The sequence below is a fragment of the Serinicoccus profundi genome (genome assembly GCF_008001015.1).
GTDB classification, from domain to species: Bacteria; Actinomycetota; Actinomycetes; order Actinomycetales; family Dermatophilaceae; genus Ornithinicoccus; species Ornithinicoccus profundi.
Genome location: NZ_CP042862.1, coordinates 2,680,724 through 2,707,409, shown reverse-complemented (window position 1 = coordinate 2,707,409; position 26,686 = coordinate 2,680,724). Strand labels below are relative to the sequence as shown.

Here is a 26,686-nt window from a genome sequence, read left to right as displayed (position 1 = left end):
AGATTCCCATGAACACTGCCACTCTCGGCCTTCTCATCGGCCTGCTGCTCGCCCTCACCGGCATCCTCGGCGGCCTCGGCGGCTTCCTGCTCGCCCTGGTCCTGGGTGGTGCGGGGTATGCCGTCGCCGGCCAGCTCTCCGGTGAGGTCGATCTCACCGCAGCCCTGCGCGGACGCCGTGGCTGAGGCTGCCGCGGCGACCCGCACCGAGCAGGACCGGGTCGCCGGCACGCTGACCGTCGCCCACAAGGTGGTCCGCAAGGTCGTCGAGGAGACGGCCCGCCAGGTGCCCGGCGTCACGTCGCGCTCCGGCGCCCTGGACTCGCTGCGGGGTGCGGGCAGCCCGCACGCCGACGTCCGGATGACCGGTCGCAGCGCCACCGTCCAGCTCTCGGTCGACGCCACCTGGCCCTGCGCGCTCGCCGACGTGGCGGCCGAGGTCAGGGACACCGTGCGCGCCGAGGCGTCCCGCCTGACCGGCGTGGACGTGCATACCGTCGACGTCGAGATCCGCGCCGTCGCTCCTGATGCGGACGCGCGGGAGAGGAGGGTGTCATGAGGACGCCTCGCCGCCGCCCCGCCGTGATCTGGCCGGCGCTGCTGCTGGCCCTGGCCTTCGTCACGCTGAGCGTGCTTGCCGTGCGCGAGCTGCTCGTGGCGCAGTCCTGGATCGAGGGCTCGCCGCGGCTCACCCCGCTGCTTACCGCATCGGGCACCGTCACCGCCGAACAGCAGACGGTTGCCGCAGGCGCCATCGCCCTGCTGCTCGGCCTGCTCCTCCTCGTCCTGGCGTTGCGGCCGGGATCGAAGACCCATCGCCGCGCCCCCGGTGAGGTCGACGTCTGGGCGACGCCCGACGCGCTCGGCCACCTGGCCCGGGACGCCGCGGAGCGCACCAACGGGGTCTCCGCCGTCGAGGAGGTACGCGCAACCCGCTCGAAGGTGCGCCTCGCGGTCCGCGCCCCCCTGGCGGGAGCCCGTGACCACCTCGTCGAGGAGGTCACCCGATCGGTGACCGAGCGCCTCGACGGCGTGGCCGACCCGCAGATCCACGTCACCGTCAAGGAGCCCGTCCGATGAGCCGCCGACTTGCCGCACTGGACCGCACCGTGGTCCTCCTGCTCGCCGTGGCCCTGCTGGCCGCCGGGCTGCTCGCCCTCGAGTGGCGCTTCCGGCTGGTCTCCAGCGACTACCCCGACCAGATCGAGCTCGGCGGAGCCGGTGCCCTCGCGGAGGCGCCGTGGTGGCCGTGGGCCGTGGCCGCCGTCGGTCTGCTCCTGGGCCTGCTCGGCCTCGTCTGGCTGGTCAAGCACCTCGACCGGCCCTCGGTGCCCGAGGTGGGTCTGCCGCTGAGCCGGCCCGACGGGCGCCTGCGGGTCGACCTGTCGAGCCTCGGGAGTGCCCTCGCCGACCAGCTCGGCACGCTGGCCCCGGTCGACCACGTCCGGGCCCGCTCGATCGGCACCCAGGACCACCCCGTCCTGCAGCTGCGCGCGGACCTCGCTCCGGGCGCCCGCGGGCGGGACGTCCAGGACGCCGCCGTCCGGTGCGCCGCGGACCTCCGGCGGGCGCTGCCCGACACCGACGTGCAGCTGCCAGCTGCTGCTGGACGCGCCTGCGCGCCGCCCGCTGCGCCGCACCGCGACGGCGCGGGTGGAGTGAGGGCGCCCGACGACAGCGCCGCTCGACACCGACGCCCCCGACCCCACCGGTCGGGGGCGTCGGTGCGTCCGGGTCAGCCTCGGCACCCCTAGTCTTGGGGCCATGGGACGCGCCGCATGACCTGGACCCGCCACCGGCCCAAGGCCCTCTCCTGGGCGCTGCTCCTCGCCTTCGTGCTGGTCATCGGTGTCACGGTGCACCGCTACACCGCCGGTGGCACGCCACTGACCGACGACCTCCTCGGCCTCGCCGTCCGGCTCGCCGTGCTCGTCCTCATCGCCCTGGCCTACCTCCGCACCGGCGGCAGCACCACTGCCTCCCGCGAGGGACTCGTCGTGCACAACGGCATCCGCGCGACGGAGGTGCCGGCCGCCGCGATCACGGCCGTGCAGGAGGATCCCCGCCGCGGGGGAGTCGTCGCCCTCCTCACCACCGGCCAGGGCGTCGAGCTGCCCGGCGTCCCGCTCACCGACGTCCGCCAGGTGCGGCGCGCGCTGGCGGGGCGCTGAGGCATACCGGCGGGGTAGCCGTTCACCCTGCGCGCCGGTCGGGCGTGCCGCACGATGGAAGACCCGGCGCCCTGGCAGGTCGAGCACCTCGCCCGGTGCGGCGCCCCTCACGAAGGAGACACACATGGCCATCCGCGTCGGCACGACCGTCACGTGGTCGTGGGGCAGCTCCCACGCGCAGGGCACCGTGACGGAGGTCCACCACGAGCGCGTGAGCCGGACCACCAAGGGGAAGAAGGTGACCCGCAACGGCACCGACGACGACCCCGCCTACGTCATCGAGCAGGATGACGACACCGTCGTGCTCAAGCTGCGAAGCGAGGTCGAGCGGGCCTGATCGCCGTCGGCGCGACGCCGGGCCCGGGGGTTCCTACGCTGGACCCGTGACCGGCGCTGACCTGCCCGACCTCCCCATGGAGTGGCTCATGCAGCCGCGCTGGCTGCCGACCCTGCGGGCCTCGATCGGCGTCGCGGTCGTCCTCAGCGCGATCGCGGCCCTCGCGGTGTCCTACCCGTGGCGCGTGCTCGAGGTGCTCCTCGTCACCCTCTGGGCGGGGTATGGCGTGTTCCTCGTCTGGGCGAGCCGCCGGGAGCACAGCAGCACCCGGCTCGAGGAGGACGCGATCGTGGTCACGTCGGGAGCGGAGGTGAGCCGCCTGACCCGGGCCGACATCCTCGACCTGCGCACCGACCAGCCGGGGGAGCGGGCCTGGCGCGTCCAGGCGGTGCGCCGCGACGGCCGGCTCATCACCCTGCTCGGCGTGCCCCCCGGTGAGCTCGACCGGCTGCGGCGCTGGCACGTCTCCGCCCCGCCGGGCAGGCGCTGAGGCCCGACCTCCCGCAGGAGCAGGGACGGTCCCGTGGAAGTGGGCGCATACCCCGACTCTCACGGGACCGACGGGAGGGTCCGGATGGACTGCCTAGGCGACCGGGGTCATCACTTCCACCCGGTTGCCGAAGCCGTCCCGGCAGTGGAAGCGCTCGAAGCCGGTGAAGCTCGTCCGCTCGGCCCAGCTGACCTCGAAGCCTGCCTCCGCGACCCGCGCGGCGAGGGCCTCCAGGGTCGCGACGTCCTCGACGACGATCCCGGGGTGTGCCTTGCGGGCGGGTGTGAACGGGTCCTCGACCCCGAGGTGGATCTCCAGCGTGGTGGCGCCGGTCGACAGGTCACGGAACCAGCAGCCGCCGCGCCCCGCGAGCTCGGCCGGCTTCTCCACCTCGGTCAGGCCGAGTCCCGCGCCGTAGAACCGACGCGCCTCGTCCTCACCTCCGGTCGGGATCGCGATCTGGACGTGGTGCAGGTGCATCGTGCCTCCTCTAGGTGTCTTGACATCAAGATAAATGGAAGCGCGCCCGGTCGCAACGACGGCCTCAGCGGCGTCCGGGTGACGGGGCAGCTACGGCGGGGCAGGATGCGAGGTATGGAGATCACCTCGCGCGTCGTCGTGTTCGACGCCTCCGACCCAGAGCCTGAGGCCGCCTTCTGGGCCGCACTCCTCGGTGGCACGGTCCAGCACGAGGAGGAGGACTGGTGGTCCGTGACCGTCGGGGACGAGGAGCCGGTCTGCGTCCAGCTCGCACCCGATCATCAGCCGCCGCAGTGGCCCCACGGGCTACCCCAGCAGGTGCACCTCGACCTCGTCGTACCGCAGATCGGGCCCGCGCACGAAGAAGCCCTCGCGCTCGGCGCCACCCTGCTGAAGGCCGCGGACACGGGGGCCGAGCACGGCTTCCAGGTCTACGCCGACCCGGCCGGCCACCCCTTCTGCCTGTGCTGGTGAGTCGGGATGATGGACGAGGTGCCAGCGGCGCCGCTGCCTGGCTACGCACAGGCGCAGAGACGGTCACGTGGGAGTCGGTGCATACCCCAACTCTCACGGGACCGACGGGAGACTCGACCCGATCGGTGCAGGGCATGAGCAGCGACGCGGACACTTCACGGGTGTTCCGCGCCAGGGGCAGGGTGTGGACCCGTTTCTGGTGGGCCTACCTCAGCTTCGCCGTGGCCTACCTCGTCGCGGTTCTTCTCATCGACGTCAGCTGGGTCGCCGGGGTGTGCAACCTTCTGGTCGGTCTCGGATGGGTGGTGGAGAGCCGGGGGAGCACCATCGCCGACGCGAGCGGTCTGCGGCTCCGGAGGCTTCGCGAGCGGGTGATCCCCTGGTCCGAGGTGGCCGCGCTGCAAGTCTCCGGCCCCATGCCGGGAGCGTCGGCGGCGGTGCGGCTCCACGACGGTTCGACCGTGCCGCTCGTCGGTGTGCGCCGCAGGGACCTGGACGACCTCGAGCATCTGCGCCGCCGCGCACAGCCGCCCCTCTCCGAGCGGGACCGACCGATGTCGACATAGCCTGACGTGATGTCCGAGCGCACCGCACCTCCGATCTCCACCGCCTTCCTCGACGAGCTCGAGCGACAGACCCAGGCCACCGTCGCCGCCGCCGACCCGCCGAGCAGCCCCTTCGACGGCGCGCCGCAGGCCGACCTCGACCGGCTGACCTCGCTGGTCGAGGCGGGTGCCGAGGACCTGCGCGGCGTTGTCCGGCAGCTGCACGCGGACCCCGAGCTGGCCTACGAGGAGCACCGCTCCGCCGCCCTGCTGGCCGACCTCATCACCCGGCGCACCGGCATACCCGTCGAGGTCGGTGCGCACGGCGTCGAGACCGCGCTGCGCGCCGAGATCGCCACGCCCGGCTTCGACCCCGAGCGGCACCGCACCGTCGCCGTGCTCAGCGAGTACGACGCGCTCCCGGGCATCGGCCACGCCTGCGGCCACAACGTCATCGCCGCGACCGGCGTCGGCGCTTTCATCGCGCTCGCCGGGCTCGTCGCCGACGGCTCGAGCGGGGTGGAGGGCCGCGTCGTCTTCCTCGGCACCCCCGCCGAGGAGGGCCACACCGGCAAGGAGGTCATGGCCCGCGGCGGGGCGTGGGACGGTCTCGACGCCGCGGTGATGACCCACCCGTTCGGGTATGACGTCGTCGACACCCTCTTCCTCGGCCGCCGCCTGCTGCGGGCCACCTTCACCGGCCACCCGGCGCACGCCTCGGCCCAGCCGTTCCAGGGCCGCAACGCCCTCGACGCCGCCGCCCTCGCCTACCAGGGCATCGGGCTGCTCCGCCAGCAGATGCCACCCTCGGACCGCGTGCACGCCGTCATCACCGAGGGGGGCACGCGACCCTCGATCATCACCGGGTCGGCGACGATGCAGCTGTATGTCCGCTCGGCCTACCCCGAGACGCTCGTCGACCTCTCCGGCCGGGTCGAGCGGGTCATGGACGGCGCCGCCCTCATGACCGACACCACGGTCGAGCTGGAGTGGGACCACTACCCGCCCTCCCTGCCGGTGCGCGGCAACGCCGCCCTCGGCGGTCGCTGGGTGCGCAGCCTGGGGGAGCGCGGCCGCCCGGTCCTTCCCGCCCAGCACCGTGCCCGACGTGCTCGCCGGGTCCACCGACTTCGGCAACGTCAGCGTCCGCGTGCCCGGCATCCACCCGATGATCGCGATCGCCGGGCCGGACGCGGCACTGCATACCGAGGAGTTCGCCGCCGCGGCAGCGACCGAGGCCGCCGAGCGGGCGGCCGTCGACGGAGCCGTCGGCCTGGCCCACACCGCCTGGGACTTCCTCGCCGACGACGACCTCGCCGCCGCCGCGCGCGCGGAGTTCGACGCCGCCGGCGGACCCCTCGACCCCGCCACCTACTTCGACTGAGCCCGCCTCGGGACCAGCCCCACGCCTACGGGAGGGACACCATGACCGCCACCACGCAGCAACGCCGAGGCATCGGCGACCGGCTCCTCACCACCATCGAGCGCTGGGGCAACAAGCTGCCCGAGCCGTTCACCCTCTTCCTCATCCTGCTGCTCATCACGGGAGTCATCTCCACCGCGATGGCGCTCGCCGGCGTGGCCGTGACGGTCCCCGGCACCGAGGACGGCCCCATCGAGATCCGCGGGCTGTTCACCGGGGAGGGGCTGGCGTGGTTCACGAGCAACCTCGGCGCCAACTTCATCGGCTTCCCGCCGCTGCAGACCGTCCTGACGATCCTGCTCGCCGTCGGCGTCGCCGAGAAGACGGGCATGCTCGCGGCGGTCGTGCGCAAGTCGTTCGGCTCGGCTCCGCGCTGGATGCTGCCGTATGTCGTGGGCATCGTCGGCGTGACCGGCTCGGTCATGGCCGACTCGGCGTTCATCATCATCCCGCCGCTCGCGGCGCTGGTGTTCAAGGCGGCCGGGCGCCACCCGGTGGCGGGGCTGCTCGGCGGCTTCGCAGCGGTGGGCGCGGGCTACTCCACCGCGCTCGTGCCGACCTCGCTGGACGCGCTCTTCGCCGGGATCACCACCGGCGTGATGGACTCGCTGCCCGGCATCGAGACGACACCGGTCAACCCGGTGTCCAACTACTACTTCAACGTCGTGGCGGCGCTGCTGCTCGGCGTGGTGTGCGGCTTCATCATCGACCGCATCCTCGAGCCGCGGATGGTGCGGCAGGGGGTGACGACCGAGCAGGTGGCGGTCGAGGAGGGCGACACCCCGGCGCACGAGCGCACGTCGCGCACCGAGGGCTCGGACGACGCGGGCGCGGCCCGTGAGGCGCGCGGTGACCAGGCCGTGGACGTCGAGGCGCCCAACGACACGGGCCCGCCCGACGACACCGTCGACCCCGAGCTGTCCGCCGTCGAGACGCGCGGCCTGTGGTTCTCCCTCGCGGCTGCGGCGCTGCTCACCGTCGTGGTGCTCACCGCGCTGCTGCTGCCGGCCTCTCCGTGGCGCAACGAGGAGGGTGGCTTCCTGCCGACCTCGCCGCTGCTCGACTCGATCGTCTTCCTCGTCTTCGCCTACTTCATGACGATGGGCATCGTCTACGGCCGGGTCGTCGGGACGGTGCGGAGCATGACCGACGTCGTGCGGATGATGAGCTCGGCGGTCCGCGACATGATGAGCTTCCTCATCCTGGCCTTCGTCCTCGGCCAGTTCATCGCGCTCTTCAACTGGACCGGCATCGGCGCGTGGATCGCGGTCAACGGTGCCGCCGGGCTCGAGGCGAGCGGGCTGACCGGCTTCCCGGCGGTGCTGGGGTTCATCCTGCTGGCCTCGGTGCTCAACCTCTTCATCGTCTCCGGGTCCTCGATGTGGACGATCATGGCGGCGGTCTTCGTGCCGATGTTCGCCCTCATCGGTCTGGAGCCGGCCTTCACCCAGGCGGCTTTCCGGGTCGGCGACTCCGCGACCCAGGTCATCACCCCGCTCAACCCCTACATGATCGTCATCCTGGGGCTGCTGCGCCGCTACGAGCCGGACGCCGGGCTGGGCACCGTCATCGCCCGGCTCATCGTCTTCGTCGTGCCCTTCTGGGTGTCCTGGGCGACCCTGGTCGGCATCTGGTACTTCTTTGACCTGCCGCTCGGGCCGGGCAACGGGATCTTCCTGCCCTGACAGGTGACGCCACCGGGTGCCGTGGGACGGCCTCGGGTCCGGTGCTGCTGCCTCGGCCGGCTGCGGGAAGCGGGTGCCGCGGTCGTGGTCCGTCGGCGGTGTCGGTGCCTCGGCCTAGGGTGTGCCCATGAACCCAGATCACCTCGCCCGCGCGGTCGGACGGGTGCTCCTCGGGGCCTTCCTGACCTTCGCCGGCACGGGGCACCTGACCTTCGGCCGCGCGGAGTTCCAGGCCCAGGTGCCGGGGTGGGTGCCGTTGGAGGCGGATCTCGTCGTCGTGGCCTCCGGCGGCGTCGAGGTCGCGCTGGGGCTGGCGCTCATCCTGCTCCCGCGCTGGAAGGTCCCGCTTGGCTGGGTCACGGCGGCCTTCTTCGTGGCTGTCTTCCCCGGCAACATCGCGCAGTATGTCGAGGGCCGGGACGCCTTCGGGCTCGACAGCGACACAGCCCGGCTCGTGCGGTTGTTCTTCCAGCCCGTCCTCATCGCCTGGGCGCTGTGGGCGACCGGTGCATGGCGCGACTGGCGGCGAAAACGCCGTGACCCGGTAGGCCGGTGAGCACCCCAGCGCCCGGTCTGGTGTGACGGCTGGGCCGTCGTGCGATCAGCGGCGGTCGATCGCCAGAGCTGCCGTGTTGAGGGCGGCCCAGACCAACGGCACACCGACGAGCTTGGCGCGCTCGGACCCCGGTCCGGTAGCGCCGAGGATGGCGGCGTCGCCCAGGTCGCCGGTGATCCGCAGCACGCCGGCGAGGGGCGCCAGGCCAGGTACGAAGGCCAGGGCGGAGGTGCTGAGGTCGCGCACGGCGTACGTCAGCGCGAGCCGGTCGGTCGCCCGGGCCGCGGCACCGTGCTCGTCGAGCGCGGAGGCCATGTGGCGGGGGCGGACGACGGCGAAGACGGCATACCCGGCGGTCAGCGCGGCCATCGTCTTGGTGAGGGGGTAGCTCATCCCTCGACGATAGGTGGCACACCGGGGCCTCGCGCGGCGGACCGCCGGGCGCGGTCGGTGGCTCGTGGAGGGCTACTTGCCCATGCCGTCGGTCAGGCCCCGGAAGAACTGCCGTTGGCCGAGCAGGAACAGGCCGATCATGGGCACCGCGGCTAGGGTCAGCCCGGCGAACTGCACCGGCCAGTTGGTCAGCAACCTGGACTGCATGTCCATGAGTCCGACGGGCAGCGTCTTGAGATCGCCGTCGCTGAGGAAGACCAGGGCGAAGGCGAACTCGTTCCACGCGAAGAGCGCCTGCAGAAGGGCCGCGGACACCAGGATCGGCCGGCTCATTGGCAGGATGATCAGCCAGAACGTCTGCCAGAGAGAGGCACCGTCGATCCGCGCAGCCTCGTCGACCTGTCGGGGGATGTCGATGAAGTAGGCACGGATGAGAAAGGTGGTGAACGGAATGCGGTAGGCCGTGTAGAGCACGATCAGCCCCCATAACGTGTCGAAGAGGTTGAGTCGCTGCAGGAGGCCGAACAGTGGCACGAGGGCCACGGTCGGTGCGACCATCAGCCCGCCGAGGACCAGGGTCGTGCCCACCCGCTCGAAGGGGAGGTTCGTCCGGGTCAGCCCGTAGGCCGCCCACGCGCTGATGAGGGTCGTGGTGACGATGGAGACCGCGGTGACGAAGACGGAGTTCAGGAAGTAGCGGCCGACGCCGGCGTCGAGGGCGGCTCGGTAGTTCTCGGTCCGCCACTCGCCCGGGAAGCCCCACGGGTTGGCGAAGACCTCGCTGTTGCTCTTGAACCCGCTCAGGACCATCCAGGTGAGCGGGTAGATCACCACGAGGGCGAGGACGGTCAGCAGGAGGTAGACCCCGATCTGCCCCAGCACCGGAACCACGCCGCCACCGCGCATCCTGCGGCGCTCAGGGGCATTGGTGGTTGAGGTGGGCAGGGCGTCCCTCGTGATCATAGTTCTACTCTCCTGCGGCGCGCGTAGGCCAGCTGGATCATGGCCAGGACGAAGGTGATGGCGAAGATGACGGTCGCGATGGCTGAGGCATACCCCATGTCATCGGCCATGAACGCGTTGAAGTACAGCCACGTGCCGAGCACGTGGGTCGAGTTGGCCGGTCCCCCTGCGGTCATGACCATCACCTCGTTGAACACCAAGAAGGCTCCGGAGAACGTGAGGATGATGAGCAGCGTGGTCATCTCGCGGACGAGTGGCACCGTCACGGTGAAGAAGGTCCGCACCGGCCCGGCCCCGTCGATCTTGGCCGCCTCGTAGAACTCACGCGGAATGCGCTGGATGGCTACGATGAACAGGACCGACGTGTAGCCGAAGTTCTGCCACTGGCTCATCGCGATGATGGACCCCATCGCGGTCGACCTGTCGCCGAGCCACGCTCGTTGCCACTCGTCCAGTCCTACGGCGTTGAGCAGTTCGTTGAGGAGGCCGAACTCCGGGTTGTAGATGAAGCTGAACAGGATCCCCGCCACCGTGATCGAGATGACCGCCGGGATGAAGTAGAGCGTGCGCAGGACGCCACGCAGTCGCTGATGCACGGCCTCCTCCAGGATGGCCGCAAGGGCCAGGGCGAAGGCAACCTGGAAGATGAGGGACACGATGGCGAACAGCGTGTTGTTGCCCACCGCTCGCCAGAAGACCGGATCTGCCCAGGCCTCCCTGTAGTTGTCCATCCCGACGAAGGTCGGCGTGGAGGTGAAGGCGTTCCAGCTGTAGGTGCTGAGCTGGAAGTTCTGGATGATGGGGTAGTAGACAAAGGTGCCCAGCAGGACGAGACCTGGCAGCAACCACCACCACCCGGCCCACCGTCGCGCGACTGTTCTCATCCCGGCTCCTGACTCTGGTCTGGGGATTCGGCCCCCGGGCCGTCGCGGTGTGCGCCGACCCGGGGAGGTGCTCACTGCACCTGCTCCTGCGCCTTGGCAGCCGCGTCCTGGACGTCGGAGATGACGTCCTGCGGGGAGGCGGACCCGTCGAGCAGACCCTGCACCCCGGCGAGGTAGGCGGCGGCCACGTCAGCGTCGACCACGGTGTCCAGCCAGATCGCGAACGACTCGGCCTCACCGATGTCCGCCAAGCCCTCCTCCAGCTGTGGGAAGGTCTCGTCGGCCCGCTCGGTGGCTCCCTCGACCGAGGAGAGCCAGCCGATGTCGGTGGTGAGCTTCGTGGCGTTCTGCTCGTTCGTCATGAACTTCAGGAAGTCCAGTGCGAGACCGGCGTTCTCGCTGTTCGCGTTCACCATGAAGCCGTCCGGTGCGCCGGTGAGCATGTCTGCGCTGCCGGAAGCGCCCTCGGCCTGCGGCAACCGGAAGAACGACCAGTTCTCCGTGAAGGAGGGATCGACGTCCTCGCCCATGAGGTTCGGGAACTCGACGATCTCGATGTACTGCATGGCGGCCTGGCCGGACATCAGGTTGGCCTGGGCCACCTCGTGCGACAGTCCGTTGGCGCCGTCGTTGAAGCACGTCTGAGCGAGCTCGTCGAACTGCTCCAGTGCCGCGACATACCCAGGGTCGGTGAACTCCCCGCTGGCGGGGTCGTAGTCCGTGGCCAACGTCTCGGCGGGCACGTTGTAGGCGTTCAGCTGGGTCAGGTAGTGGATCGCTGGCCAGCCGTACTGGTTGCCCATCGAGATCGGGGTGTACCCGGCATCGTCCAGCTTGGTGCAGGCGTCGAGCAGCTCTTCGAAGGTGGCCGGGGGTGTGTCGATCCCGGCCTCCTCGAACGCAGTCGTGTTGTAGGCGAGGTACTTCGCGTCCAGGTTGATCGGCACGCCGTAGGTGGCGCCGTCCAGGGTGAAGGCTTCCAGGGCGGCCGGCGTGAAGGTCGAACCCCACTCCGTGTCCGGCCCGATCTCGGAGCTGAGATCGGCGGCGAGATCGGCACGCACGAACTTGTTGGCGAAGTCGCCGGCCCAGGAGAAGTAGATGTCCGGCAGTTCGTTGGAGGCCGAGAGCACACGGATCTTGTCCTTGTAGGGCTGGTCTCCCACCTGTTGCAGATCGATGTCCACGTCCGGGTTCTCAGCCTCGTATGCCTCGACCACCGACTCGAAGTAGGGCGCGTACTCAGGAGCAGCGAACTTCGTCAGCATGGTGATGGTGCCGGATTTCTCCTCCGGGACGGTCAGGTCGGTCCCTGCATCGGCGTCACCCCCACCCGAGTCCGGGGCGCTCGGAGGCCCGCAGGCGGCGAGGGTTCCGAGGCTCAAGGTGGCGACGATGGTTGCGACGCGGTGTGTTCTCATGCTGTCTCCTTGGGTGTTGCCGGCGTCGTTGCCGGTGTGAGGTGGGGAGTCGAGAGGGCCGTGCGATGTCCGAAGGCGCCGTAGTCGGCACAGGTCGTCGTGGCGTAGCGGGTGGCGGCATCAAGCGCCAGAGGTGGCGCCTCCCCGTCGAGGACGCCAGCCAGGAATCGGGCGGCCAGCGCATCTCCGGCACCCAGCGTGTCGACCACCTGGACGTCCGGGGCAGGGGAGTGGTGGGCCTTCCCGTCGGCGAGGACCAAGGCCCCGTGCTCGCCCTGGGTGACCACCACGATCCGCGGGCCGAGCGCCGCGATCGTCTCAGCGCGGTGGAGGGCGGAGTCGTCATCCGGCATCGAGCAGAAGGCGATGTCGACATGGCCCGCCAGGGATTCGATGTAGTCCCACGGGCGCTCGGAGAAGTCGAAGCTGAGTCGCCTGGCTCGATGCTGCAGCGCCGGCACGTGATCGTCGAGCATGGAGCACTCACCGGTGTGGACGATCTGTGCTCGGGAGAGCAGGTCCAGGTGCTGCGGGGTCGGGTCGAAGCGCGAGACTCCGACGAGACCAGAACCGAAGACCCGGTTGCCCTCGACGACATGGACCACTGCCCGAGCCGTCGGCCCGTCCGCGACGGTCACCGCGCTGGTGCTCACGCCTTCCGCCCTGAGAGCCTCCATGATGCACCGGCCCTCGGCATCGCTTCCGACCACCCCGACATATGCGCCGGGAACCCCGAGCCGCGCGGCGTGGACTGCGACATTGACCGTGTTGCCGCCCGGGTACATCCACCCGAGGTCGACGTAGCAGTCCACGACGTTGTCGCCGATCGTGACCAGCTGAGGTGCAGGGACACCCATCAGTAGCTCACCCGCCGGTAGTAGCGCCGGGTGGTGAGGGGGTGGTCCCGCAGCACCTCCAGGTGGGCGCTGACGCGTTCCAGTGCGGCCGCGAGGACCACGTGGGAGAGCAACCCCCGATCGAGCTCGGTGAGTCCAGCGAGCTCGAAGCGGGCCGCGTCGAGCACGAGCAGGTCATCGGTCACCCGAGCGGCGAAGCGCTCCACGCGCTCGGCGATCTCGCGCGTGGGTCCCTCGCCCTTGAGCAGCACGAGGCTCACCCCTGGTTCCAGCAACTCCAGGGTCCCGTGGAAGAAGTCCGAGGCGTGCACCGGGCGCGTCCGGATCCACTGCATCTCCTCGAGGATGCACATCGCGTAGTAGTGCGCCTCGGTCCACGAGGAGCCTGCCGAGGTGAAGATGTGCCAGTCGTGACCGGCCAGATGGGCCGCCAGTGCCGGCGCGTCGGACTCGATGTCCCGCTTCACCGACAGGAGTGACTCGGGAAGGGTGCCGAGCGTCTCGAGATGGGTCGCCGCGCTCTCCCACTCCTGCCGACGCTCCAGGAGGGTGACCGCGAAGATGTGCGACTGGAGGTAGAAAGACTCGCTGCTGGTGTCGTCAGCGGCGGGGTTGACGACCACCTCGTCGGCGAGCCGCGCAACGGGTGAGTCCCCGTCACCGACCATTGCCAGCACCCTGGCGCCGGCATCCTGGACCGAGGCGATGTGCTGCAACGCGTCGGGAGTCGTGCCGGACAACGACGGCACGATCACCAGCGTCCCAGGACCGAGATCAGCAGCTCCACGAGCGGCCAGCTCGGCTCCCACCATCCGGCGGGTCGGCAGGGTGGAGTGTTCCGACAACAGCTCGTGGGCGGGGGCCATGAGCATGCCTGCTCCGCCGGCACCGAGGAAGAGCACATTGCTCAGCCCTCGATCGAGCTGCCGATCCAGGATCTCCCCCAGGCGCGGGGCGGTCTGGACCGCCCCGTCCTGGATGCGCCGGTAGCGGTCGGCGTCGAAGTTCAACATCGTGCGACGTCCTCAGTAGTCGACCTTGAACATGTAGCGGCGGGTCTTCAGGTCGTGATTGCGCACCGCCTCGTAGTGCTGGGCCAACCGGGAGGCGAGTGCGGCCACCACCAGAGGTGTGACGTGCGGGCGCAGCCGCTCGTCGATACCCACGAGATCGAGGTCCCTGGTGTCGATGCACTCGGCCCGCGCGGCGTACTTCTGCAGAAAGGTGCGGGCTCGCTCAGCCATCGGACGCGAGCCGTCCTCGGCCAGCCAGAGGATCACGGCGGAGCTGTCGTCCACCACCTCGAAGGCGCCCTGGAAGAACTCTCCGGCGTTGAAGCCTGCGGCGTGCTTCCACTGCATCTCCTGCAGGAAGCACATGGCCATGCCGTAGGCCCAGGCCTGGTTCGGGCCTGACCCCAGGACATAGGTGATCTCGTCGTCCTTGAACTTCTCGGCCACGGCGGCGAGGTGGGCATCCGCCTGCTCGGCGGCAGTACGCAGGGCCTGTGGCAGGGCGTCCAAGGAGGCGTTGACCGCCTCCGTGTCGTCGACCTTGCCCGTCGCCGTGAGCACGGCGTAGGCGAGCATGAGCTCGAAGATGTCGCTCTTGGCGACGAAGTTGCGGTCGGCCTCGGTCGCGAGCGGGGTGCCGTCCTTGGCCGCGGTCACCACGGTGGCGCCGGTGGACTTGGCCGTCCGAGCGGCTGCGACGGTCTCCTTCGTCGTCCCGGTGTAGGACGCGAGGACCACCAGCGACCCCGGGCCCATGAGCGCGGGCTGCACGCAGTTCAACTCATCGGACTGCACCTGGAAGGTCGGGACGTCGGAGCTCGCGGTGAGCAGGTAGTGGGCCGGGTAGCTGCAGATCAGCGATCCGCCAGCGCCGACGAAGTAGATGTTGCGCACACCCTGGGCCATCAGATCGGTGACATAGGCGTCCAGATCCTCCCGCAGGGACACCGTCGACGTGGCGCGTTCGAGGTCCTGCGGGTCGATGGGCTTGACGGCTGCAACTGTCATGTCTGCTCCTTGTGAGATCGTTCTCAAATTCGGGTTTGAGAACGATCTCACTAGGATGAGAAGCGTGTCAAGAGGCATCTTGAGGAAGTTTCAGACCTGTGTTGCTGGGTCGGGTACCCTTCCGAGGGGTTTCGACCAGGAGGCAGCCGACGCACCATGAGTACGGACGAGGAGCCATCGACGGCTCGGCGTGGATCCCCGGCCACGATCAACGACGTCGCTCGCGAGGCAGGCGTCTCCCGAGCCACGGCTGCGCGTGCGCTGGGCGGCTATGGCTCGGTCAGCGCGAGCGCCGCACACGCGGTCCGCGAGGCGGCCGCTGCGGTGGGCTACCAAGCGAACGCGGTTGCGCGCAGCATGATCACCGGTCGGACCAAGACCCTCGGGATCATCCTGTCGGACATCGAGAACAACTTCTTCGTCCGTGCCCTCCGGGGGATCTCCCACATCGCTCGGGACAAGGGCTATGACGTCCTTCTGGCGAACACCGACGAGGACGTCGCCCTCGAGCGACGAGCGCTGGAGATGATGCGGAGTAGGAGGGTCGAGGGTCTTGTGCTGTGCCCTGCGGATCTGGACGAGATCGACCACCTCCACGCGGTGGCGTCCGGTGGTCAACCTTTGGTGCTGCTGGACCGCGAGGCTCGAGAGATCGACGCTGACTCGGTGGGCATCGACAACAGGCGTGCTGGTTGCGAGGCCACGTCGCTGCTGCTCGACGCTGGGCATACCCGCATCGCGGTCGTCTCCGGCTTGCGTCGTGAGCTGAATGACCGCGCCCAGCGCAACGCGCTGGCGGGGCCGCAGCCGGGTGAGTCACCGTCCGAGGGGCGGGTCGCCGGTCATTACGAGGCACTTCTCAGGGCGGGTCTCGGTCCGGACCCCCGGCTGCAGGTGTCCGTCGGCCTGGATCTCGCGGCGGCCTCCGAGGGTGTGGCCACCATGCTCGCGTCCGGGGCGCAGGCCAGCGCCATCCTCACCTCCGATTCCCTCCAGACTCTAGGCGCCTTGCACGCGCTTCGGCGAGCAGGGCTGTCCATACCTCACGACATCTCGCTGCTCGGCTTCGACGACTCCGATTGGGCGCCCATCGTCGAGCCGCCACTGTCCGTGATCGAGCAGCCTGCCTACGACATCGGGCTGCGCGCGGCGGAGCTGCTCGTGGCGCGCATCGAGGGGGGAGGAGACGTGAGAGAACGCATCCAGCTGCCGACTCGCTACCTCGCCCGCGGGTCGGTCGCCGCGCCACCCTTCCCCGGCAAGAGCTCCTGAACGGCCGCGGGTGCACATCTAGGCCCGCCCGTGGGCGGACCGCAGGGGTGGGTCAACGCGGCGGCATCCGCAGGGCGCCGTCGAGGCGGATGACCTCGCCGTTGAGCATGGGGTTCTCAACGATGTGGGCGACGAGGGCGGCATACTCCTCCGGCTTCCCGAGCCGTGACGGGTGCGGCACGAGCGCCTCCAGCGAGCTCTTCACGTCCTCGCCCAGACCCGACATCATCGGCGTCTCGAAGACGCCGGGGGCGATCGTCATGACCCGGATGCCCTTGTCGGCGAGGTCGCGGGCCGCGGTGAGGGTGAGGCCGATGACCCCGGCCTTGGAGCTGGCGTAGGCCGCCTGGCCGATCTGCCCGTCGTAAGCCGCGACGCTGGCGGTCATGACGATCACGCCGCGGTCGCCGTGCTCGGCGACATCGGGCTCGTTGGCGGCCATCGCCTCGGCGGCGAGACGGAGCACGTTGAAGGTGCCGATGAGGTTGATCTCGACGACGGTGCGGTAGGCCTCGAGGTCGGCGACGCCCCGGCGGGAGAGGATCCGGCCCGGCGTGGCGACCCCGGCGCAGTTGACGACGATGCGCAGCTCGCCGAGATCGGTGGCGGCCCGCACGGCCGCGGCGACCTGTTCGCCGTCGCGCACATCGGCGGCGGCGAAGGCGACGCGGTCTGCGCCGTGGCTCGCTGCGAGGTCGGTGGCCAGCTCCTCGCCGCGGCCCCCGGGCAGGTCGACGAGCAGGACGCGCGCCCCGGCCTCGAGGAGGCGGCGGGCGCTCTGCTCGCCCAGGCCGCTGGCGGCTCCGGTGACGAGGGCGACGGTGCGCTCGGTGATCTGCATGGGTGGGTCCTCTCAAGAGGTCAGGCGCGGTGGGCCAGCAGCTGGCGGGAGATCACCAGGCGCTGGATCTGGTTGGTGCCCTCGAAGATCTGGGTCACCTTGGCCTCGCGCATGAAGCGCTCGACCGGGAAGTCCGTGGTGTAGCCGTAGCCGCCGAGCACCTGCACGGCATCGGTCGTGACCTTCATCGCGGCGTCCGTCGCGACGAGCTTGGCGATCGAGGCCTCCTGGGTGTGCGGCAGGCCGGCGTCCTTGAGCCGCGCCGCGTGCAGGTATGCCGCCCGGGCCGAGCCCACGGCCGCGCCCATGTCGGCCAGCAGGAACGCCAGACCCTGGTTGCTCGCGATCGGCCGACCGAACTGCTCCCGCTCGGCGGCATATGCCGTCGACACCTCGAGCGCGCGCTGCGCCAGCCCGGTCGCCGCGGCCGCGATGCCGAGCCGGCCGGCCTCGAGGGCGGCGAGCGCGATCGACATACCCTGCCCCTCCTCGCCGATGCGGTGACGCGCCGCGAGTCGGACGCTGTCGAAGATCACCTCGCCGACCGTGTCGCAGTGCAGGCCCATCTTGCGCTCCGGCTCGGCGAAGGTGAGGCCCTGCGCGTCGGCGGGCACGTGGAAGCAGGACAGTCCGCGGCCACCGTCGTCGGAGGTGCGTGCGAAGAGCGTGTAGTAGTCGGCGTGACCGGCGTGGCTGATCCACGACTTGGTGCCCATGATGACGTAGTCGGCGTCGTCACCACCGCCGTCGCGGACGGCGCGGGTCCGGATCGAGGCGACGTCGGAGCCGGCCTGCGGCTCGGAGAGGCAGTAGGCCCCGAGCTGGTCACCGGAGAGCATGCCGTGCAGCCAGTCCTCCTGCTGCTCCGCGGTGCCGAAGGTGGCCATGGGGAAGGCGGTGAGGGAGTGCACGGAGACCCCGACCGCGACCGACATCCAGCCGCGGGCGATCTCCTCGACGGCCTGGAGGTAGACCTCGTAGGGCTGGGCGCCGCCGCCGAAGTTCTCCGGGTAGGGCAGCGACAGCAGGCCGGTCTCGCCGAGCATCGTGAAGACCTCGCGCGGGAAGCGGGCCTGCGCCTCGGCCGCGTCGACCTGGGGGAGCAGCTGCTCGTCGGCGATCTCACGGACCAGGGCGATGAGGTCCTCAGCCTCCTCGGTGGGGAACACGCGCGTCACTGGCACCATGCCTGGGGACGATAGTTCCGGACGTCGCGTCACCTCCTAACCGAGCCGCCTCAGGCGGGGTAGGCGTGGATCTCGGTGGCCTTGACCGCGGCCCACAGCTCGCGCCCCCGCTGGATGTCCAGCGCGGCCACGGCGCCCAGGGTGACCTCCGCCACGAGGGCCACCTCGCCCACGAGGTGCACCCGGGCGCGCTGCCCGGTGACCGTGACCGAGTCCACGCCCAGCCGCCAGAGGTTGCGGGCCGAGGTCTGCGGCCGCTGCGTGAAGAGGGCGACGGCCTCCGGGTTGATGCTCGCCCACACCTCCTCGCCCGCGGCGGCGCCGTCGGGAGGGTCGGCCAGCACCAGGCGAGCGGCTCCGGCCCCCTCCCGCGTCCCGGCCAGGGTGAGGGTCCACCCGCCACCGGGGAGGGTGGACTCGTCGGTCGCCCCGGCGCCGGGGGCGTCGGGCCCGTCGTGCGTGAGAGTCCCGCGCAGCAGGTTGAGCCCGACGAGCGAGGCGACGTATGCCGTGCGCGGGCGCGCGACCACCTCGCCCGGGGTGCCGGTCTGGGTGATCCGCCCGTCTTCCAGGAAGAGGAGCCGGTCGGCGAGGGTGAGCGCGTCGAGCGGGTCGTGGGTGGTGAGCAGGGTCACGCCGGGGTAGTCCCGTAGCCGCGTCGCGAGGTCGGCCCGGGTGCGCGACCGGGTCTGCGGGTCCAGCGCCGACAGCGGCTCGTCGAGCAGCAGCACCTCGGGGTCGGTCGCCAGGGCCCGGGCCAGCGCGGCCCGCTGCGCCTGCCCGCTCGACACCTGTCCCGGGCGCCGGGAGACCAGGTCACCCAGCCCGACCCGGTCCAGCTCATCCGGGCGCGCGCGCGGGCGGCGCGGCGCGGCATACCTCGGGAGCGTGGGCCGAAGGCGACGTTGTCGAGCAGGCTCAGGTGGCCGAAGAGGACCGGATCGGCCAGCACGAGGCCGACGCTGCGCCGCTCGGGCGGCAGGTCGACGCCCGGGCCGGCCCAGGCGCGACCGCCGACCTCCACGTCGGCGCGGTCGGCGCGCAGGAGGCCCGCGAGGGCGAGCAGCACGGTGGTCTTGCCCGAGCCGTTGGGGCCGAGGAGCGCGCTCACGCCGGTCGGCGCCTCGAGCTGCACCTCGACCGAGAACTCGCCCCGGTCGAGGCGGAGGTCGGCGCGCAGCCCGCTCACCGCAGCCACCTGCTGCGCAGCGCGCCGAGGACGAGCACGCTCACCCCGAGCATGACCACCGAGAGCGAGAGGGCGGCGTCGGGGTCCTGCTCGAGCGCGGCATACACCCCGAGCGGTGCGGTCTGGGTGCGCCCCGGGAAGCTCCCCGCGAAGGTGATCGTCGCCCCGAACTCACCCAGCGCGCGGGCCCACGCGAGTGCCGAGCCGGCGGCGATGCCCGGCAGGACGAGCGGCACGACCACGGTCGTAAAGGTGCGCACCGGCCCGGCCCCGAGCGTCGCGGCGATCTGGTCGACCCGGCGGTCGAGCCCGCGCATCGCGCCCTCGACGGAGACGACGTAGAACGGCAGGGCGACGAAGAGCTCGGCCATGACGACCGCCACCGTGGTGAACGGCACGGTCACGCCGAACCACTCCTCCAGCGGACCGCCGACGACGCCGCGCCGACCGTAGGCCATGAGCAGCGCCACCCCGCCGACCACCGGAGGCAGCACCAGCGGCACCGTGATGACCGCCCGCGCCCAGGCGGTGAGCGGGTGGTCGGAGCGGGCCAGCAGCCAGGCGAGCGGCGTGCCGAGGACCCAGACGAGCACCATGGTGACGCTGGTGGTCAGCGCTGACAGGCGCAGCGACTGGCCGACGACGGGGGAGGAGAGGTGGGTGGTGAGCTGGGGCCAGTCGGTGCGGGCGAGCAGGGCGAGCAGCGGCACGACGATGAAGGCGATCCCGACCAGCGCCGGGATCCGCAACGACCACGAGCGGGAGGTATGCCGCTCGCGGGTCTGGAGGGACCGGCGACGCATCGAGCGCGGGCTGCGGGTCCGGCCCGGTCTCGGCGATCGCTGGCCGGTGGTGTGCCGCTGCTGGGCCGTGTCCTGGCGCACCGGGCGTGGCGAGCCGGTGCTCACTGGTCGGGGACCGCGCCGAAGCCGGCCTCGGCCAGCCGCGCCTGGACCCGCTGCGAGCCGAGGTGGTCGACGAAGGCCTGGGCGAGCTCGCGGTCGGAGACGGCGAGGGCCGGGTAGGCGTTGACGACATTGCGCTCCGCCGGGATCTCGACGCCCGCCACCCGGTCGGCGGCCGCGGCGACGTCGGTGCGGTAGAGGATCCCGGCGTCCGCCTCGCCCAGCTCGACCTTGGTGAGGGTGGCGCGAACGTCGCTCTCGAAGGACGCGATCTCCGGCTGGATCGCCTCCTGCTCGAAGAGCCGCGTCGTGGCCTGCCCGCAGGGCACCTGCTCGGCGCAGACGACGAGGGTGAGGCCGTCCTGCGTCAGGTCCTCCAGGCCCTCGACGCCCGCGGGGTTGTCGAGAGGCACGGCGATCTGGAGCTGGTTGGTGGCGAAGAGGCTCACCGGTCCGTGCCGTCGCTCCTGGTCCAGAGGTTCCAGCGACGCCTCGCCGGCCAGGGCGATGACGTCGGCGGGAGCGCCCTCGTTGACCTGCTGGACGATGGTCGAGCTGGCGGCGAAGCTCGTCCGCACGGTCAGGCCGGGGTGGTCGCCCTCGAAGGAGTCGACGACCGGCTCCAGCACGTCGGTGAGCGAGCTGGCCGCGAGCACGGTGAGGGTGAGGGCGGCCTGCGGCTCGTCGGCGTTGTCCGGCTGCGCGGCGCCGCCCGCGCACGCCGTGAGGAGCAGGGCGAGAGCGGCGACGGCTGCAAAGGTCCCGGGGGTGCGGGTATGCCGTCGCCGCGCAGGGGCCGATGCGGCCCCGGCGCCGGGAGGCATACCGTGCTGGCTGGTGGCGTGACCGTGGCCTCGGCTCACGCGGGCACCCCGACGCTGACGTTGGTGGCCTTGACCGTCGCGATGGCGACGGAGCCGACCTCCAGGCGCATCTCCCGGACGGCCTCGGTGGACAGCAACGACACGAGACGGAACGGGCCGGCCTGGATGTCCACCTGCGACATGACGGTGTCGCTGACGATGCGCGTCACGACCCCCCGCAGCTGGTTGCGGGCCGAGGAGGCTCCGACCGCGCCGACCTCTGCCGGGTGGGCCTGCTCCTGGGCGAAGGCGGCCACATCGGCCCCGGCGACGACCCGCCGCCCGCTGCTGTCGGTGCTGCTGGGCAGCCGGCCGGCGTCGATGGCGCGGCGCACGGTGTCGCTGGACACCCCCAGCAGCTGAGCCGCCTCAGACACTCGCATCTGCGTCATGAGAGACACCCTAGGGCCGCAGATGCCCCTTGTCAGCCCCTCTGGAGTGGTTCGTGCTGCACGCCAGCCCGACGCACAACCTCCCGCCCCCTGAGGACCGACCACGGTCTAGCACGACCGTCATCGGCAAACTCGCCGATGAAACCCGTGCTATCCCGTGGTCACTCCTGGCGGGGAGCCTCAGGCCCGATGGCCCCGCGGTCGCCGGCCAGGAGCATCTGCATACCGTGCCGCAGCACGGTCACGTCGGTGTCGAGGGCGACGAGGTCCAGGCCCGGGGGCAGGAGGGCATCGAGCTCGCGGTCGCCGGAGAAGATTCCCGTGAGGAGCCCTGCGGCGACCGCGGCCTCCCGCACACGCCCGATCGCCGAGACGACCTGCTCGTCGGTCACGCCGGGACGCCCCAGGGACAACGACAGCTCGTAGGGCCCGACGAAGACGCCGTCCACCCCCGGCAGCGCGGCGATCTGCTCCACGTCGGCCAGCGCGCCCGCCGTCTCGACCATGGGGAGCAGCAGCGGACGTTCTGGCCCGCCGGTGAGCACCGCTCGCGACAGCCCGGTGCTCCGCGCGCTCTCGGGCGGGAAGCGCGCGGCCTGGACCAGCGCCGCTGCTTCCGCTGCCGAGTTCACCCCCGGCACGATGACCCCGGCCACGCCGGTGTCGAGCACCTGCGCGAGATGCGCCGCGTCCTGGGAGGCGGCGTGCGCCAGCAGGGGGACGTGGGCGACCCGGAGGAGCCCCGGGAGGTCGGCGACGGTATACCGGCCGTGCTGCAGGTCGACACCGAGCCAGCCCAGGCCCGCGGTCGGCAGTGCTTACAGCTGGTCGGGTGCCAGCACGGTCAGCCAGAGCCCGGCGGGGTGCTCGATCATCATGTGCTCCTCAGTCCTCGGCGATCTCTTGCGTCAGCGGTCCTGCCCGCGCTCGGCGCCCGGGCCTGACCGACCACGGTCTAGCACGACCGTCATCGGCAAACTCGCCGATGAAGCTCGGGCTATCCCGTGGTCACTCCTGGTGGGGCTGGGGGTCCGCGCCCGGGTTCACACCCAGGACCGCACCCGGCACCGGCCCGAGCGTCGGGCGCTTGGCGACCACGTTGTCCCCGGAGGAGCGGCCGGTGAGCCGCCGCTGGACCCAGGGCGCGGCATACTCGCGGGCCCACTGGGCGTGCCCGCGGATCGTCTCCACGGTCCCTGCCGGCGCCTGCGGCGGCAGCGGCGCCCGCCAGTCCGCGTCCTGCGCGGAGTGCCCGAGCGCGACGTAGGCGGTCAGCGCGACCCGGCGGTGCCCCTCCGGGGTCATGTGGATCCGGTCCTGCGCCCACATCCGCCAGTCCTTAAGGAAGTCGCACGCCCACTGGTTGAGCACGAAGCACCCGTGGCGTTGGGCGATCGACCAGATGTGGGCGATGTATGCCGCAGCGCGCCCCCGCGTGCGACCGATGATCGGCGCCCCGGCGGGGTCGGTGGGGGTGGCCATGAGCACGTCCGCGCCGGTGGCCCGGATCCTGGCCACCGCCGCGTCGAGCTGGGCGGCGAGGGCGTCCACGTCGGCCTTGGGTCGCAGGATGTCGTTGCCGCCGCCGACGATGCTCACCAGGTCGGGCCCGAGGGCGAGCGCGGCGTCCAGCTGCGGCCCCGCGACGTCGTCCAGCTTGCGCCCGCGCACCGCGAGGTTGGCGTAGGCGAACTCCTCGGCGTGCGTCGAGAGCAGGGCCGCGAGCCGGTCGGCCCAGCCGACGTAGGCGTTCGGCGTCGAGGGGTCGGGGTCGCTCATGCCCTCGGTGAAGGAGTCGCCGATCGCCACGTAGCGCGTCCACGCGCGCGGGACCGGGCGGATGCTGCCGGCCTCCCCGTGGACCGTCGGGCCGGCGTCGCCGTGCACGAGGAGCAGGGGGTGGTTCTCCTGAGACCGCGCGGCGGTGGCGTCGGGCTCGGGGCGGGACGAGTGTGCGTCGGGGGTCTCGCGGTCGTCGGTCACGGCAACCTCCAGTCGATCGGCTCCCCGCCCTGCTGACGCAGCAGCTCATCGGCCCGGCTGAAGGGCCGGCTGCCGAAGAAGCCGTTGCGGGCGGACAGCGGCGAGGGGTGGGCGCTCTCGACGCGGGGCACGTCGCCGAGCCGCGGGGCGAGGCTGCGGGCGTCGCGGCCCCAGAGGATCGCGACCATCGGTCCACCGCGGCGAGCGAGCGCGTCGATGGCCAGGTCCGTGACCTTCTCCCAGCCCTTGCCGCGGTGGCTGGCCGGGGTGCCCGGGCGCACGGTGAGCACCCGGTTGAGGAGCATGACGCCGGCGTCCGCCCAGGGGGAGAGGTCGCCGGTGCTCGGGCGCGCGACCCCGAGGTCGTCGACGAGCTCGGTATAGATGTTCTGCAGGCTGCGGGGGACCGGCCGGACGTCCGGCGCGACGGAGAAGCTCAGACCGACGGCGTGACCCGGCGTGGGGTAGGGGTCCTGCCCGACGATGAGCACGCGCACCTCCTCCAGCGGCCGGGTGAAGACCCGCAGCACGTGCGGCCCGCCCGGGAGGTAGCCCCGCCCCTCCTCGACCTCCGTCCGCAGGAACTCACCCAGGCTCGCCACGGTCTCCTCGGCCGGCGCCAGCGCGTCGGCCCAGCTCGGGTGCACGAGGTCACGCAGGGGTGTCGGGGTCACGCCGTCCAAGGTATGCCGTGCCCCACCGGGCGCCGCGGATGGTCGCCATACGACCGACCGAGCGCCGCACATGGTCGTCCTACGACCCACCGAGCGCCGCACATGGTTGCTGTGGGGTCGACCGAGCGTCGCAGATGGTTGTTCTACGACCGACCGAGCGTCGCAGATGGTCGTTGCGAAGGTCTGAGGGCCATTCACGACGCTCGGTGGCTCAGAGGGAGCGGGACGCGCGCGCGGAGAATGACACGGGTGTAAGTCGCGTGCCGTAGACTGGCCGTCGTTCCGTCCCGATCGCCACAGGAGAGGACGTCACCCATGGGTGCTGCCAGTCACGTCCAGCAGGTCGAGCCTCCCGTCGGGCTGTCCGAGCGCGACCAGGAGATCCTGGACTTCGAGAACCGCCACTGGACCTACGCCGGCTCCAAGGAGCAGGGCATCAAGGACCTCTTCGATCTCAGCTCGACGCGCTACTACCAGCTCCTCAACCAGCTCATCGACAACGAGGCCGCGCTCGCCTACAAGCCGCTGCTCATCAAGCGCCTGCGCCGCGACCGCTCGCGTCGTCAGCGCGCCCGTTCGATGCGCCGCCTCGGTATGCAGAGCTGACCGACCGCGCAGGATCGTCCCGCCCGTCGCACCGTCAGGTCGGCGGGCGTTCGCGTGTGCGCACCGCCCGCTCGTCACGCCCGGGCAGCCATACGCGGCGCTCGGTGCTCCTCGCAGCGACCATGTGCGGCGCTCGGTCGGGCTCACAGCGACCATCTGGGACGCTCGGTCGGCCTGGCAGCGACCATGTGCGACGCTCGGTCGGGCTCACAGCGACCATCTGGGACGCTCGGTCGGCCCCACAGCGACCATCTGCGGCGCTCGGTCGGGCTCACAGCGACCATGTGCGGCGCTCGGTGGGGTCTCCCGCGCGCTGCATACACGCGCGCCTCGTCCCGTCGGCTCGTCGCCGGCTTGTAGGTTGTGCTGGTCACGAGTGATCGCCGGCTGCGAGGAGGCAGACAGGGATGTTGAGCGACGTGCAGATCGCGCAGGGGGCCACGCTGGAGCGGATCGGCGTCATCGCCGAGCGGCTGGGGCTCAGCGAGGAGGAGTACGAGCCGTACGGCCACACCAAGGCCAAGATCTCCCTCGACGTCCTCGACCGTCTCGCGGACCGCCCGGACGGCAAGCTCGTGCTCGTGACCGCGATCAACCCGACGGCCGCGGGCGAGGGCAAGACCACGACCAACGTCGGTCTGTCGATGGCCCTCAACCGGATCGGTGCGCAGACGATCACGACGCTGCGCGAGCCCTCGCTCGGCCCGTGCTTCGGGATGAAGGGCGGCGCCGCCGGGGGCGGGTATGCCCAGGTCGTCCCGATGGACGACATCAACCTGCACTTCACCGGCGACTTCCACGCCATCACCTCGGCGCACAACCTGCTGGCGGCGCTCGTCGACAACTCGCTGCACCAGGGCAACCCGCTGGGCCTGGACCCCAAGCGCATCGCCTGGAAGCGGGTGCTCGACATGAACGACCGGGCCCTGCGCAACATCGTCATCGGCATGGGCAAGAAGGGCGATGGTGTCGTCCGGGAGTCCGGCTTCGAGATCACCGTGGCCAGCGAGATCATGGCCGCGCTCTGCCTGGCGACCGGCCTGGAGGACCTCAAGGAGCGCTTCGGCCGCATCGTCGTCGGCTACACCGCGGACAAGGAACCGGTCACCGCCGGCCAGCTCCAGGCGGCCGGTGCCATGGCCATGCTCATGAAGGACGCGGTCAAGCCCAACCTCGTCCAGACCCTGGAGAACACCCCGGCGATCATCCACGGCGGGCCCTTCGCCAACATCGCGCACGGCAACAACTCCGTGCTGGCCACCCGGACGGCCCTCAAGCTGGCCGACTACGTCGTCACCGAGGCAGGCTTCGGCGCCGACCTGGGCGCGGAGAAGTTCTTCGACATCGTCTGCCCGGCCGGCGGCCTGAACCCTGACGCGGCGGTCATCGTCGCCACCGTCCGCGCCCTCAAGCTCAACGGCGGCGCCGCCAAGACCGGCCTCGGCACCGAGGACGTCGAGGCCCTGCGCAGCGGCCTGGCCAACCTCGAGCAGCACCTGGAGAACCTCCGGAAGTTCGGGGTGCCGGTCGTCGTCGCGCTCAACCGCTTCCCCACGGACAGCGACGCCGAGCTCGATCTCGTGCGCGAGCGCTGCGCCCAGCTCGGTGTCGGGGTCGCTCTCTCCGAGGTCTTCACCCGCGGCGGCGAGGGCGGCGAGGATCTCGCGAGGAAGGTCGTCGAGCTCTGCGAGCAGGGCAGCGACTACGCCCCGTTGTATGCCGCTGACGCCGGGCTGCAGGACAAGATCGAGACGATCGCCACGGAGGTCTACCGCGCCGACGGGGTCGACTTCGCGCCGGCCGCCCGGACCCAGCTCGCCGAGCTCACCGAGGCGGGCTACGGCGCGCTGCCGGTGTGCATGGCCAAGACGCAGTACTCCTTCTCTGACGACCCCGCCCTCCTCGGTGCGCCGCGCGGCTTCCGGATCACCGTCCGCGAGCTCGTCGTCAACGCCGGCGCCGGCTTCGTCGTCGCCCTCACCGGCGACATCATGCGGATGCCGGGGCTGCCCAAGGTCCCGGCGGCACTCGGCATGGACATCGCCGAGGACGGCACGATCACCGGGCTGAGCTGA

31 protein-coding genes and 2 pseudogenes are annotated in these 26,686 nt (G+C 71.3%); 15 read left to right on the top strand and 18 right to left on the bottom strand.

Features of this window, described 5'->3' with window-relative positions:
• The first annotated feature begins 8 nt into the window (after positions 1-8).
• The 7 genes from FA582_RS12550 (at position 9) to FA582_RS12520 (ending at position 2,997) form a co-directional block, all read left to right on the top strand.
• Positions 9-185: a hypothetical protein gene (locus tag FA582_RS12550; RefSeq protein ID WP_010147105.1), complete on the top strand. Its 177-nt coding sequence runs from the start codon at positions 9-11 to the stop codon at positions 183-185.
• Positions 178-558: an Asp23/Gls24 family envelope stress response protein gene (locus FA582_RS12545; protein WP_010147106.1), complete on the top strand. Its 381-nt coding sequence runs from the start codon at positions 178-180 to the stop codon at positions 556-558. The genes FA582_RS12550 and FA582_RS12545 overlap by 8 nt, the downstream gene beginning before the upstream one ends.
• Positions 555-1,079: a DUF6286 domain-containing protein gene (locus FA582_RS12540; protein WP_141567559.1), complete on the top strand. Its 525-nt coding sequence runs from the start codon at positions 555-557 to the stop codon at positions 1,077-1,079. Before FA582_RS12545 ends, FA582_RS12540 begins: the two co-directional genes overlap by 4 nt.
• A complete protein-coding gene (locus FA582_RS12535; RefSeq protein ID WP_147899834.1) occupies positions 1,076-1,753 on the top strand; it encodes a hypothetical protein in 678 nt (225 codons plus the stop codon). Before FA582_RS12540 ends, FA582_RS12535 begins: the two co-directional genes overlap by 4 nt.
• A 24-nt stretch (positions 1,754-1,777) precedes the next feature.
• Entirely contained in the window at positions 1,778-2,170 is a 393-nt protein-coding gene (locus FA582_RS12530; protein WP_010147109.1) for a hypothetical protein, read from the top strand.
• Between the two features lie 124 nt (positions 2,171-2,294).
• The gene (locus tag FA582_RS12525; protein ID WP_010147111.1) at positions 2,295-2,507 is read left to right on the top strand and encodes a hypervirulence associated TUDOR domain-containing protein; all 213 of its coding nucleotides are present in this window, start codon (positions 2,295-2,297) and stop codon (positions 2,505-2,507) included.
• Positions 2,508-2,553: 46 nt separating this feature from the next.
• Entirely contained in the window at positions 2,554-2,997 is a 444-nt protein-coding gene (locus tag FA582_RS12520; RefSeq protein ID WP_010147112.1) for a hypothetical protein, read from the top strand.
• A 93-nt stretch (positions 2,998-3,090) separates the two neighbouring features.
• Here the strand turns inward: FA582_RS12520 and FA582_RS12515 are convergent, their stop codons facing one another.
• Positions 3,091-3,477, bottom strand: a complete 387-nt coding sequence (locus FA582_RS12515) for a VOC family protein (protein ID WP_010147113.1) — start codon at positions 3,475-3,477, stop codon at positions 3,091-3,093.
• Between the two features lie 114 nt (positions 3,478-3,591).
• On the opposite strand from FA582_RS12515, the gene FA582_RS12510 reads away from it, so the two are divergent.
• The 5 genes and pseudogenes from FA582_RS12510 (at position 3,592) to FA582_RS12490 (ending at position 8,160) form a co-directional block, all read left to right on the top strand.
• Entirely contained in the window at positions 3,592-3,951 is a 360-nt protein-coding gene (locus FA582_RS12510; RefSeq protein ID WP_010147114.1) for a VOC family protein, read from the top strand.
• A gap of 134 nt (positions 3,952-4,085) precedes the next feature.
• Positions 4,086-4,517, top strand: a complete 432-nt coding sequence (locus FA582_RS12505; protein WP_141567560.1) for a PH domain-containing protein — start codon at positions 4,086-4,088, stop codon at positions 4,515-4,517.
• 9 nt (positions 4,518-4,526) lie between these two features.
• Positions 4,527-5,489 (top strand): annotated as a pseudogene (locus FA582_RS17745) (amidohydrolase); the annotation flags it as partial.
• A 432-nt stretch (positions 5,490-5,921) separates the two neighbouring features.
• Positions 5,922-7,604, top strand: a complete 1,683-nt coding sequence (locus tag FA582_RS17740) for an AbgT family transporter (protein ID WP_029540609.1) — start codon at positions 5,922-5,924, stop codon at positions 7,602-7,604.
• A gap of 127 nt (positions 7,605-7,731) precedes the next feature.
• The gene (locus tag FA582_RS12490; protein WP_010147117.1) at positions 7,732-8,160 is read left to right on the top strand and encodes a DoxX family protein; all 429 of its coding nucleotides are present in this window, start codon (positions 7,732-7,734) and stop codon (positions 8,158-8,160) included.
• 45 nt (positions 8,161-8,205) lie between these two features.
• Here FA582_RS12490 and FA582_RS12485 read toward each other — a convergent pair whose 3' ends face one another.
• From FA582_RS12485 to FA582_RS12455, 7 genes are all read right to left on the bottom strand, one after another.
• A complete protein-coding gene (locus tag FA582_RS12485; protein ID WP_010147118.1) occupies positions 8,206-8,553 on the bottom strand; it encodes a hypothetical protein in 348 nt (115 codons plus the stop codon).
• A 72-nt stretch (positions 8,554-8,625) separates the two neighbouring features.
• The gene (locus FA582_RS12480; RefSeq protein ID WP_081480521.1) at positions 8,626-9,516 is read right to left on the bottom strand and encodes a carbohydrate ABC transporter permease; all 891 of its coding nucleotides are present in this window, start codon (positions 9,514-9,516) and stop codon (positions 8,626-8,628) included.
• On the bottom strand, positions 9,513-10,400 hold the full coding sequence (locus FA582_RS12475; RefSeq protein ID WP_029540613.1) for a carbohydrate ABC transporter permease: 888 nt from the start codon (positions 10,398-10,400) through the stop codon (positions 9,513-9,515). The genes FA582_RS12480 and FA582_RS12475 overlap by 4 nt, the downstream gene beginning before the upstream one ends.
• 71 nt (positions 10,401-10,471) lie before the next feature.
• Complete coding sequence (locus FA582_RS12470; RefSeq protein WP_010147121.1) at positions 10,472-11,821, bottom strand: ABC transporter substrate-binding protein; 1,350 nt, start codon at positions 11,819-11,821, stop codon at positions 10,472-10,474.
• Positions 11,818-12,678: a PfkB family carbohydrate kinase gene (locus FA582_RS12465; RefSeq protein ID WP_010147122.1), complete on the bottom strand. Its 861-nt coding sequence runs from the start codon at positions 12,676-12,678 to the stop codon at positions 11,818-11,820. Before FA582_RS12465 ends, FA582_RS12470 begins: the two co-directional genes overlap by 4 nt.
• Positions 12,678-13,691 carry an SIS domain-containing protein gene (locus FA582_RS12460; protein ID WP_010147123.1) on the bottom strand — a complete coding sequence of 338 codons (1,014 nt, stop codon included), beginning with the start codon at positions 13,689-13,691 and terminating at the stop codon, positions 12,678-12,680. The genes FA582_RS12465 and FA582_RS12460 overlap by 1 nt, the downstream gene beginning before the upstream one ends.
• 12 nt (positions 13,692-13,703) lie before the next feature.
• Positions 13,704-14,699: an SIS domain-containing protein gene (locus FA582_RS12455; protein WP_010147124.1), complete on the bottom strand. Its 996-nt coding sequence runs from the start codon at positions 14,697-14,699 to the stop codon at positions 13,704-13,706.
• 156 nt (positions 14,700-14,855) lie between these two features.
• Between FA582_RS12455 and FA582_RS12450 the strand changes: the two genes are divergently transcribed.
• A complete protein-coding gene (locus tag FA582_RS12450) occupies positions 14,856-15,971 on the top strand; it encodes a LacI family DNA-binding transcriptional regulator (RefSeq protein WP_010147126.1) in 1,116 nt (371 codons plus the stop codon).
• Between the two features lie 52 nt (positions 15,972-16,023).
• Here FA582_RS12450 and FA582_RS12445 read toward each other — a convergent pair whose 3' ends face one another.
• The 10 genes and pseudogenes from FA582_RS12445 to FA582_RS12405 form a co-directional block, all read right to left on the bottom strand.
• A complete protein-coding gene (locus tag FA582_RS12445; RefSeq protein WP_010147128.1) occupies positions 16,024-16,812 on the bottom strand; it encodes an SDR family NAD(P)-dependent oxidoreductase in 789 nt (262 codons plus the stop codon).
• 20 nt (positions 16,813-16,832) lie between these two features.
• Entirely contained in the window at positions 16,833-17,999 is a 1,167-nt protein-coding gene (locus FA582_RS12440) for an acyl-CoA dehydrogenase family protein (protein WP_081480523.1), read from the bottom strand.
• 50 nt (positions 18,000-18,049) lie between these two features.
• A complete protein-coding gene (locus FA582_RS17425; protein ID WP_275100814.1) occupies positions 18,050-18,790 on the bottom strand; it encodes a TOBE domain-containing protein in 741 nt (246 codons plus the stop codon).
• A 122-nt stretch (positions 18,791-18,912) separates the two neighbouring features.
• Positions 18,913-19,068: pseudogene (locus tag FA582_RS17420) on the bottom strand (ABC transporter ATP-binding protein); the annotation flags it as partial.
• Positions 19,069-19,184: 116 nt separating this feature from the next.
• Positions 19,185-19,991, bottom strand: coding sequence for an ABC transporter permease (locus tag FA582_RS12430; RefSeq protein WP_081480527.1), 807 nt, complete (start codon positions 19,989-19,991; stop codon positions 19,185-19,187).
• Between the two features lie 101 nt (positions 19,992-20,092).
• A complete protein-coding gene (modA, locus tag FA582_RS12425; protein ID WP_202798081.1) occupies positions 20,093-20,956 on the bottom strand; it encodes a molybdate ABC transporter substrate-binding protein in 864 nt (287 codons plus the stop codon).
• A complete protein-coding gene (locus tag FA582_RS12420) occupies positions 20,953-21,348 on the bottom strand; it encodes a TOBE domain-containing protein (RefSeq protein WP_010147133.1) in 396 nt (131 codons plus the stop codon). Before FA582_RS12420 ends, modA begins: the two co-directional genes overlap by 4 nt.
• Positions 21,349-21,509: 161 nt before the next feature.
• Positions 21,510-22,061: an aldolase/citrate lyase family protein gene (locus FA582_RS12415; RefSeq protein WP_275100889.1), complete on the bottom strand. Its 552-nt coding sequence runs from the start codon at positions 22,059-22,061 to the stop codon at positions 21,510-21,512.
• A 295-nt stretch (positions 22,062-22,356) separates the two neighbouring features.
• Positions 22,357-23,331 (bottom strand): SGNH/GDSL hydrolase family protein, encoded by a 975-nt coding sequence (locus FA582_RS12410; RefSeq protein ID WP_010147135.1) that lies wholly within the window; start codon positions 23,329-23,331, stop codon positions 22,357-22,359.
• Entirely contained in the window at positions 23,328-24,005 is a 678-nt protein-coding gene (locus FA582_RS12405) for a uracil-DNA glycosylase (RefSeq protein WP_010147136.1), read from the bottom strand. Before FA582_RS12405 ends, FA582_RS12410 begins: the two co-directional genes overlap by 4 nt.
• Positions 24,006-24,320: 315 nt before the next feature.
• Here FA582_RS12405 and FA582_RS12400 point away from each other — a divergent pair, with 315 nt between their 5' ends.
• Together FA582_RS12400 and FA582_RS12395 are read left to right on the top strand one after the other, a co-directional pair.
• Positions 24,321-24,611 carry a DUF3263 domain-containing protein gene (locus FA582_RS12400; protein WP_010147137.1) on the top strand — a complete coding sequence of 97 codons (291 nt, stop codon included), beginning with the start codon at positions 24,321-24,323 and terminating at the stop codon, positions 24,609-24,611.
• 407 nt (positions 24,612-25,018) lie between these two features.
• A complete protein-coding gene (locus FA582_RS12395) occupies positions 25,019-26,686 on the top strand; it encodes a formate--tetrahydrofolate ligase (RefSeq protein ID WP_010147138.1) in 1,668 nt (555 codons plus the stop codon).

Coding starts and splice junctions, on each gene's coding strand:
- FA582_RS12455 (WP_010147124.1), bottom strand. CDS start 14,699: ATGACAGTTGCAGCCGTCAAGCCCATCGACCCGCAGGACCTCGAACGC.
- FA582_RS12400 (WP_010147137.1), top strand. CDS start 24,321: ATGGGTGCTGCCAGTCACGTCCAGCAGGTCGAGCCTCCCGTCGGGCTG.
- FA582_RS12510 (WP_010147114.1), top strand. CDS start 3,592: ATGGAGATCACCTCGCGCGTCGTCGTGTTCGACGCCTCCGACCCAGAG.
- FA582_RS12430 (WP_081480527.1), bottom strand. CDS start 19,991: ATGCGTCGCCGGTCCCTCCAGACCCGCGAGCGGCATACCTCCCGCTCG.
- FA582_RS12440 (WP_081480523.1), bottom strand. CDS start 17,999: ATGGTGCCAGTGACGCGCGTGTTCCCCACCGAGGAGGCTGAGGACCTC.
- FA582_RS12475 (WP_029540613.1), bottom strand. CDS start 10,400: ATGAGAACAGTCGCGCGACGGTGGGCCGGGTGGTGGTGGTTGCTGCCA.
- FA582_RS12535 (WP_147899834.1), top strand. CDS start 1,076: ATGAGCCGCCGACTTGCCGCACTGGACCGCACCGTGGTCCTCCTGCTC.
- FA582_RS12530 (WP_010147109.1), top strand. CDS start 1,778: ATGACCTGGACCCGCCACCGGCCCAAGGCCCTCTCCTGGGCGCTGCTC.
- FA582_RS17740 (WP_029540609.1), top strand. CDS start 5,922: ATGACCGCCACCACGCAGCAACGCCGAGGCATCGGCGACCGGCTCCTC.
- FA582_RS12485 (WP_010147118.1), bottom strand. CDS start 8,553: ATGAGCTACCCCCTCACCAAGACGATGGCCGCGCTGACCGCCGGGTAT.
- FA582_RS12420 (WP_010147133.1), bottom strand. CDS start 21,348: ATGACGCAGATGCGAGTGTCTGAGGCGGCTCAGCTGCTGGGGGTGTCC.
- FA582_RS12550 (WP_010147105.1), top strand. CDS start 9: ATGAACACTGCCACTCTCGGCCTTCTCATCGGCCTGCTGCTCGCCCTC.
- FA582_RS12490 (WP_010147117.1), top strand. CDS start 7,732: ATGAACCCAGATCACCTCGCCCGCGCGGTCGGACGGGTGCTCCTCGGG.
- FA582_RS12465 (WP_010147122.1), bottom strand. CDS start 12,678: ATGGGTGTCCCTGCACCTCAGCTGGTCACGATCGGCGACAACGTCGTG.
- FA582_RS12460 (WP_010147123.1), bottom strand. CDS start 13,691: ATGTTGAACTTCGACGCCGACCGCTACCGGCGCATCCAGGACGGGGCG.
- FA582_RS12525 (WP_010147111.1), top strand. CDS start 2,295: ATGGCCATCCGCGTCGGCACGACCGTCACGTGGTCGTGGGGCAGCTCC.
- FA582_RS12480 (WP_081480521.1), bottom strand. CDS start 9,516: ATGATCACGAGGGACGCCCTGCCCACCTCAACCACCAATGCCCCTGAG.
- FA582_RS12395 (WP_010147138.1), top strand. CDS start 25,019: ATGTTGAGCGACGTGCAGATCGCGCAGGGGGCCACGCTGGAGCGGATC.
- FA582_RS12505 (WP_141567560.1), top strand. CDS start 4,086: ATGAGCAGCGACGCGGACACTTCACGGGTGTTCCGCGCCAGGGGCAGG.
- FA582_RS12450 (WP_010147126.1), top strand. CDS start 14,856: ATGAGTACGGACGAGGAGCCATCGACGGCTCGGCGTGGATCCCCGGCC.
- FA582_RS12445 (WP_010147128.1), bottom strand. CDS start 16,812: ATGCAGATCACCGAGCGCACCGTCGCCCTCGTCACCGGAGCCGCCAGC.
- FA582_RS12540 (WP_141567559.1), top strand. CDS start 555: ATGAGGACGCCTCGCCGCCGCCCCGCCGTGATCTGGCCGGCGCTGCTG.
- FA582_RS12515 (WP_010147113.1), bottom strand. CDS start 3,477: ATGCACCTGCACCACGTCCAGATCGCGATCCCGACCGGAGGTGAGGAC.
- FA582_RS12470 (WP_010147121.1), bottom strand. CDS start 11,821: ATGAGAACACACCGCGTCGCAACCATCGTCGCCACCTTGAGCCTCGGA.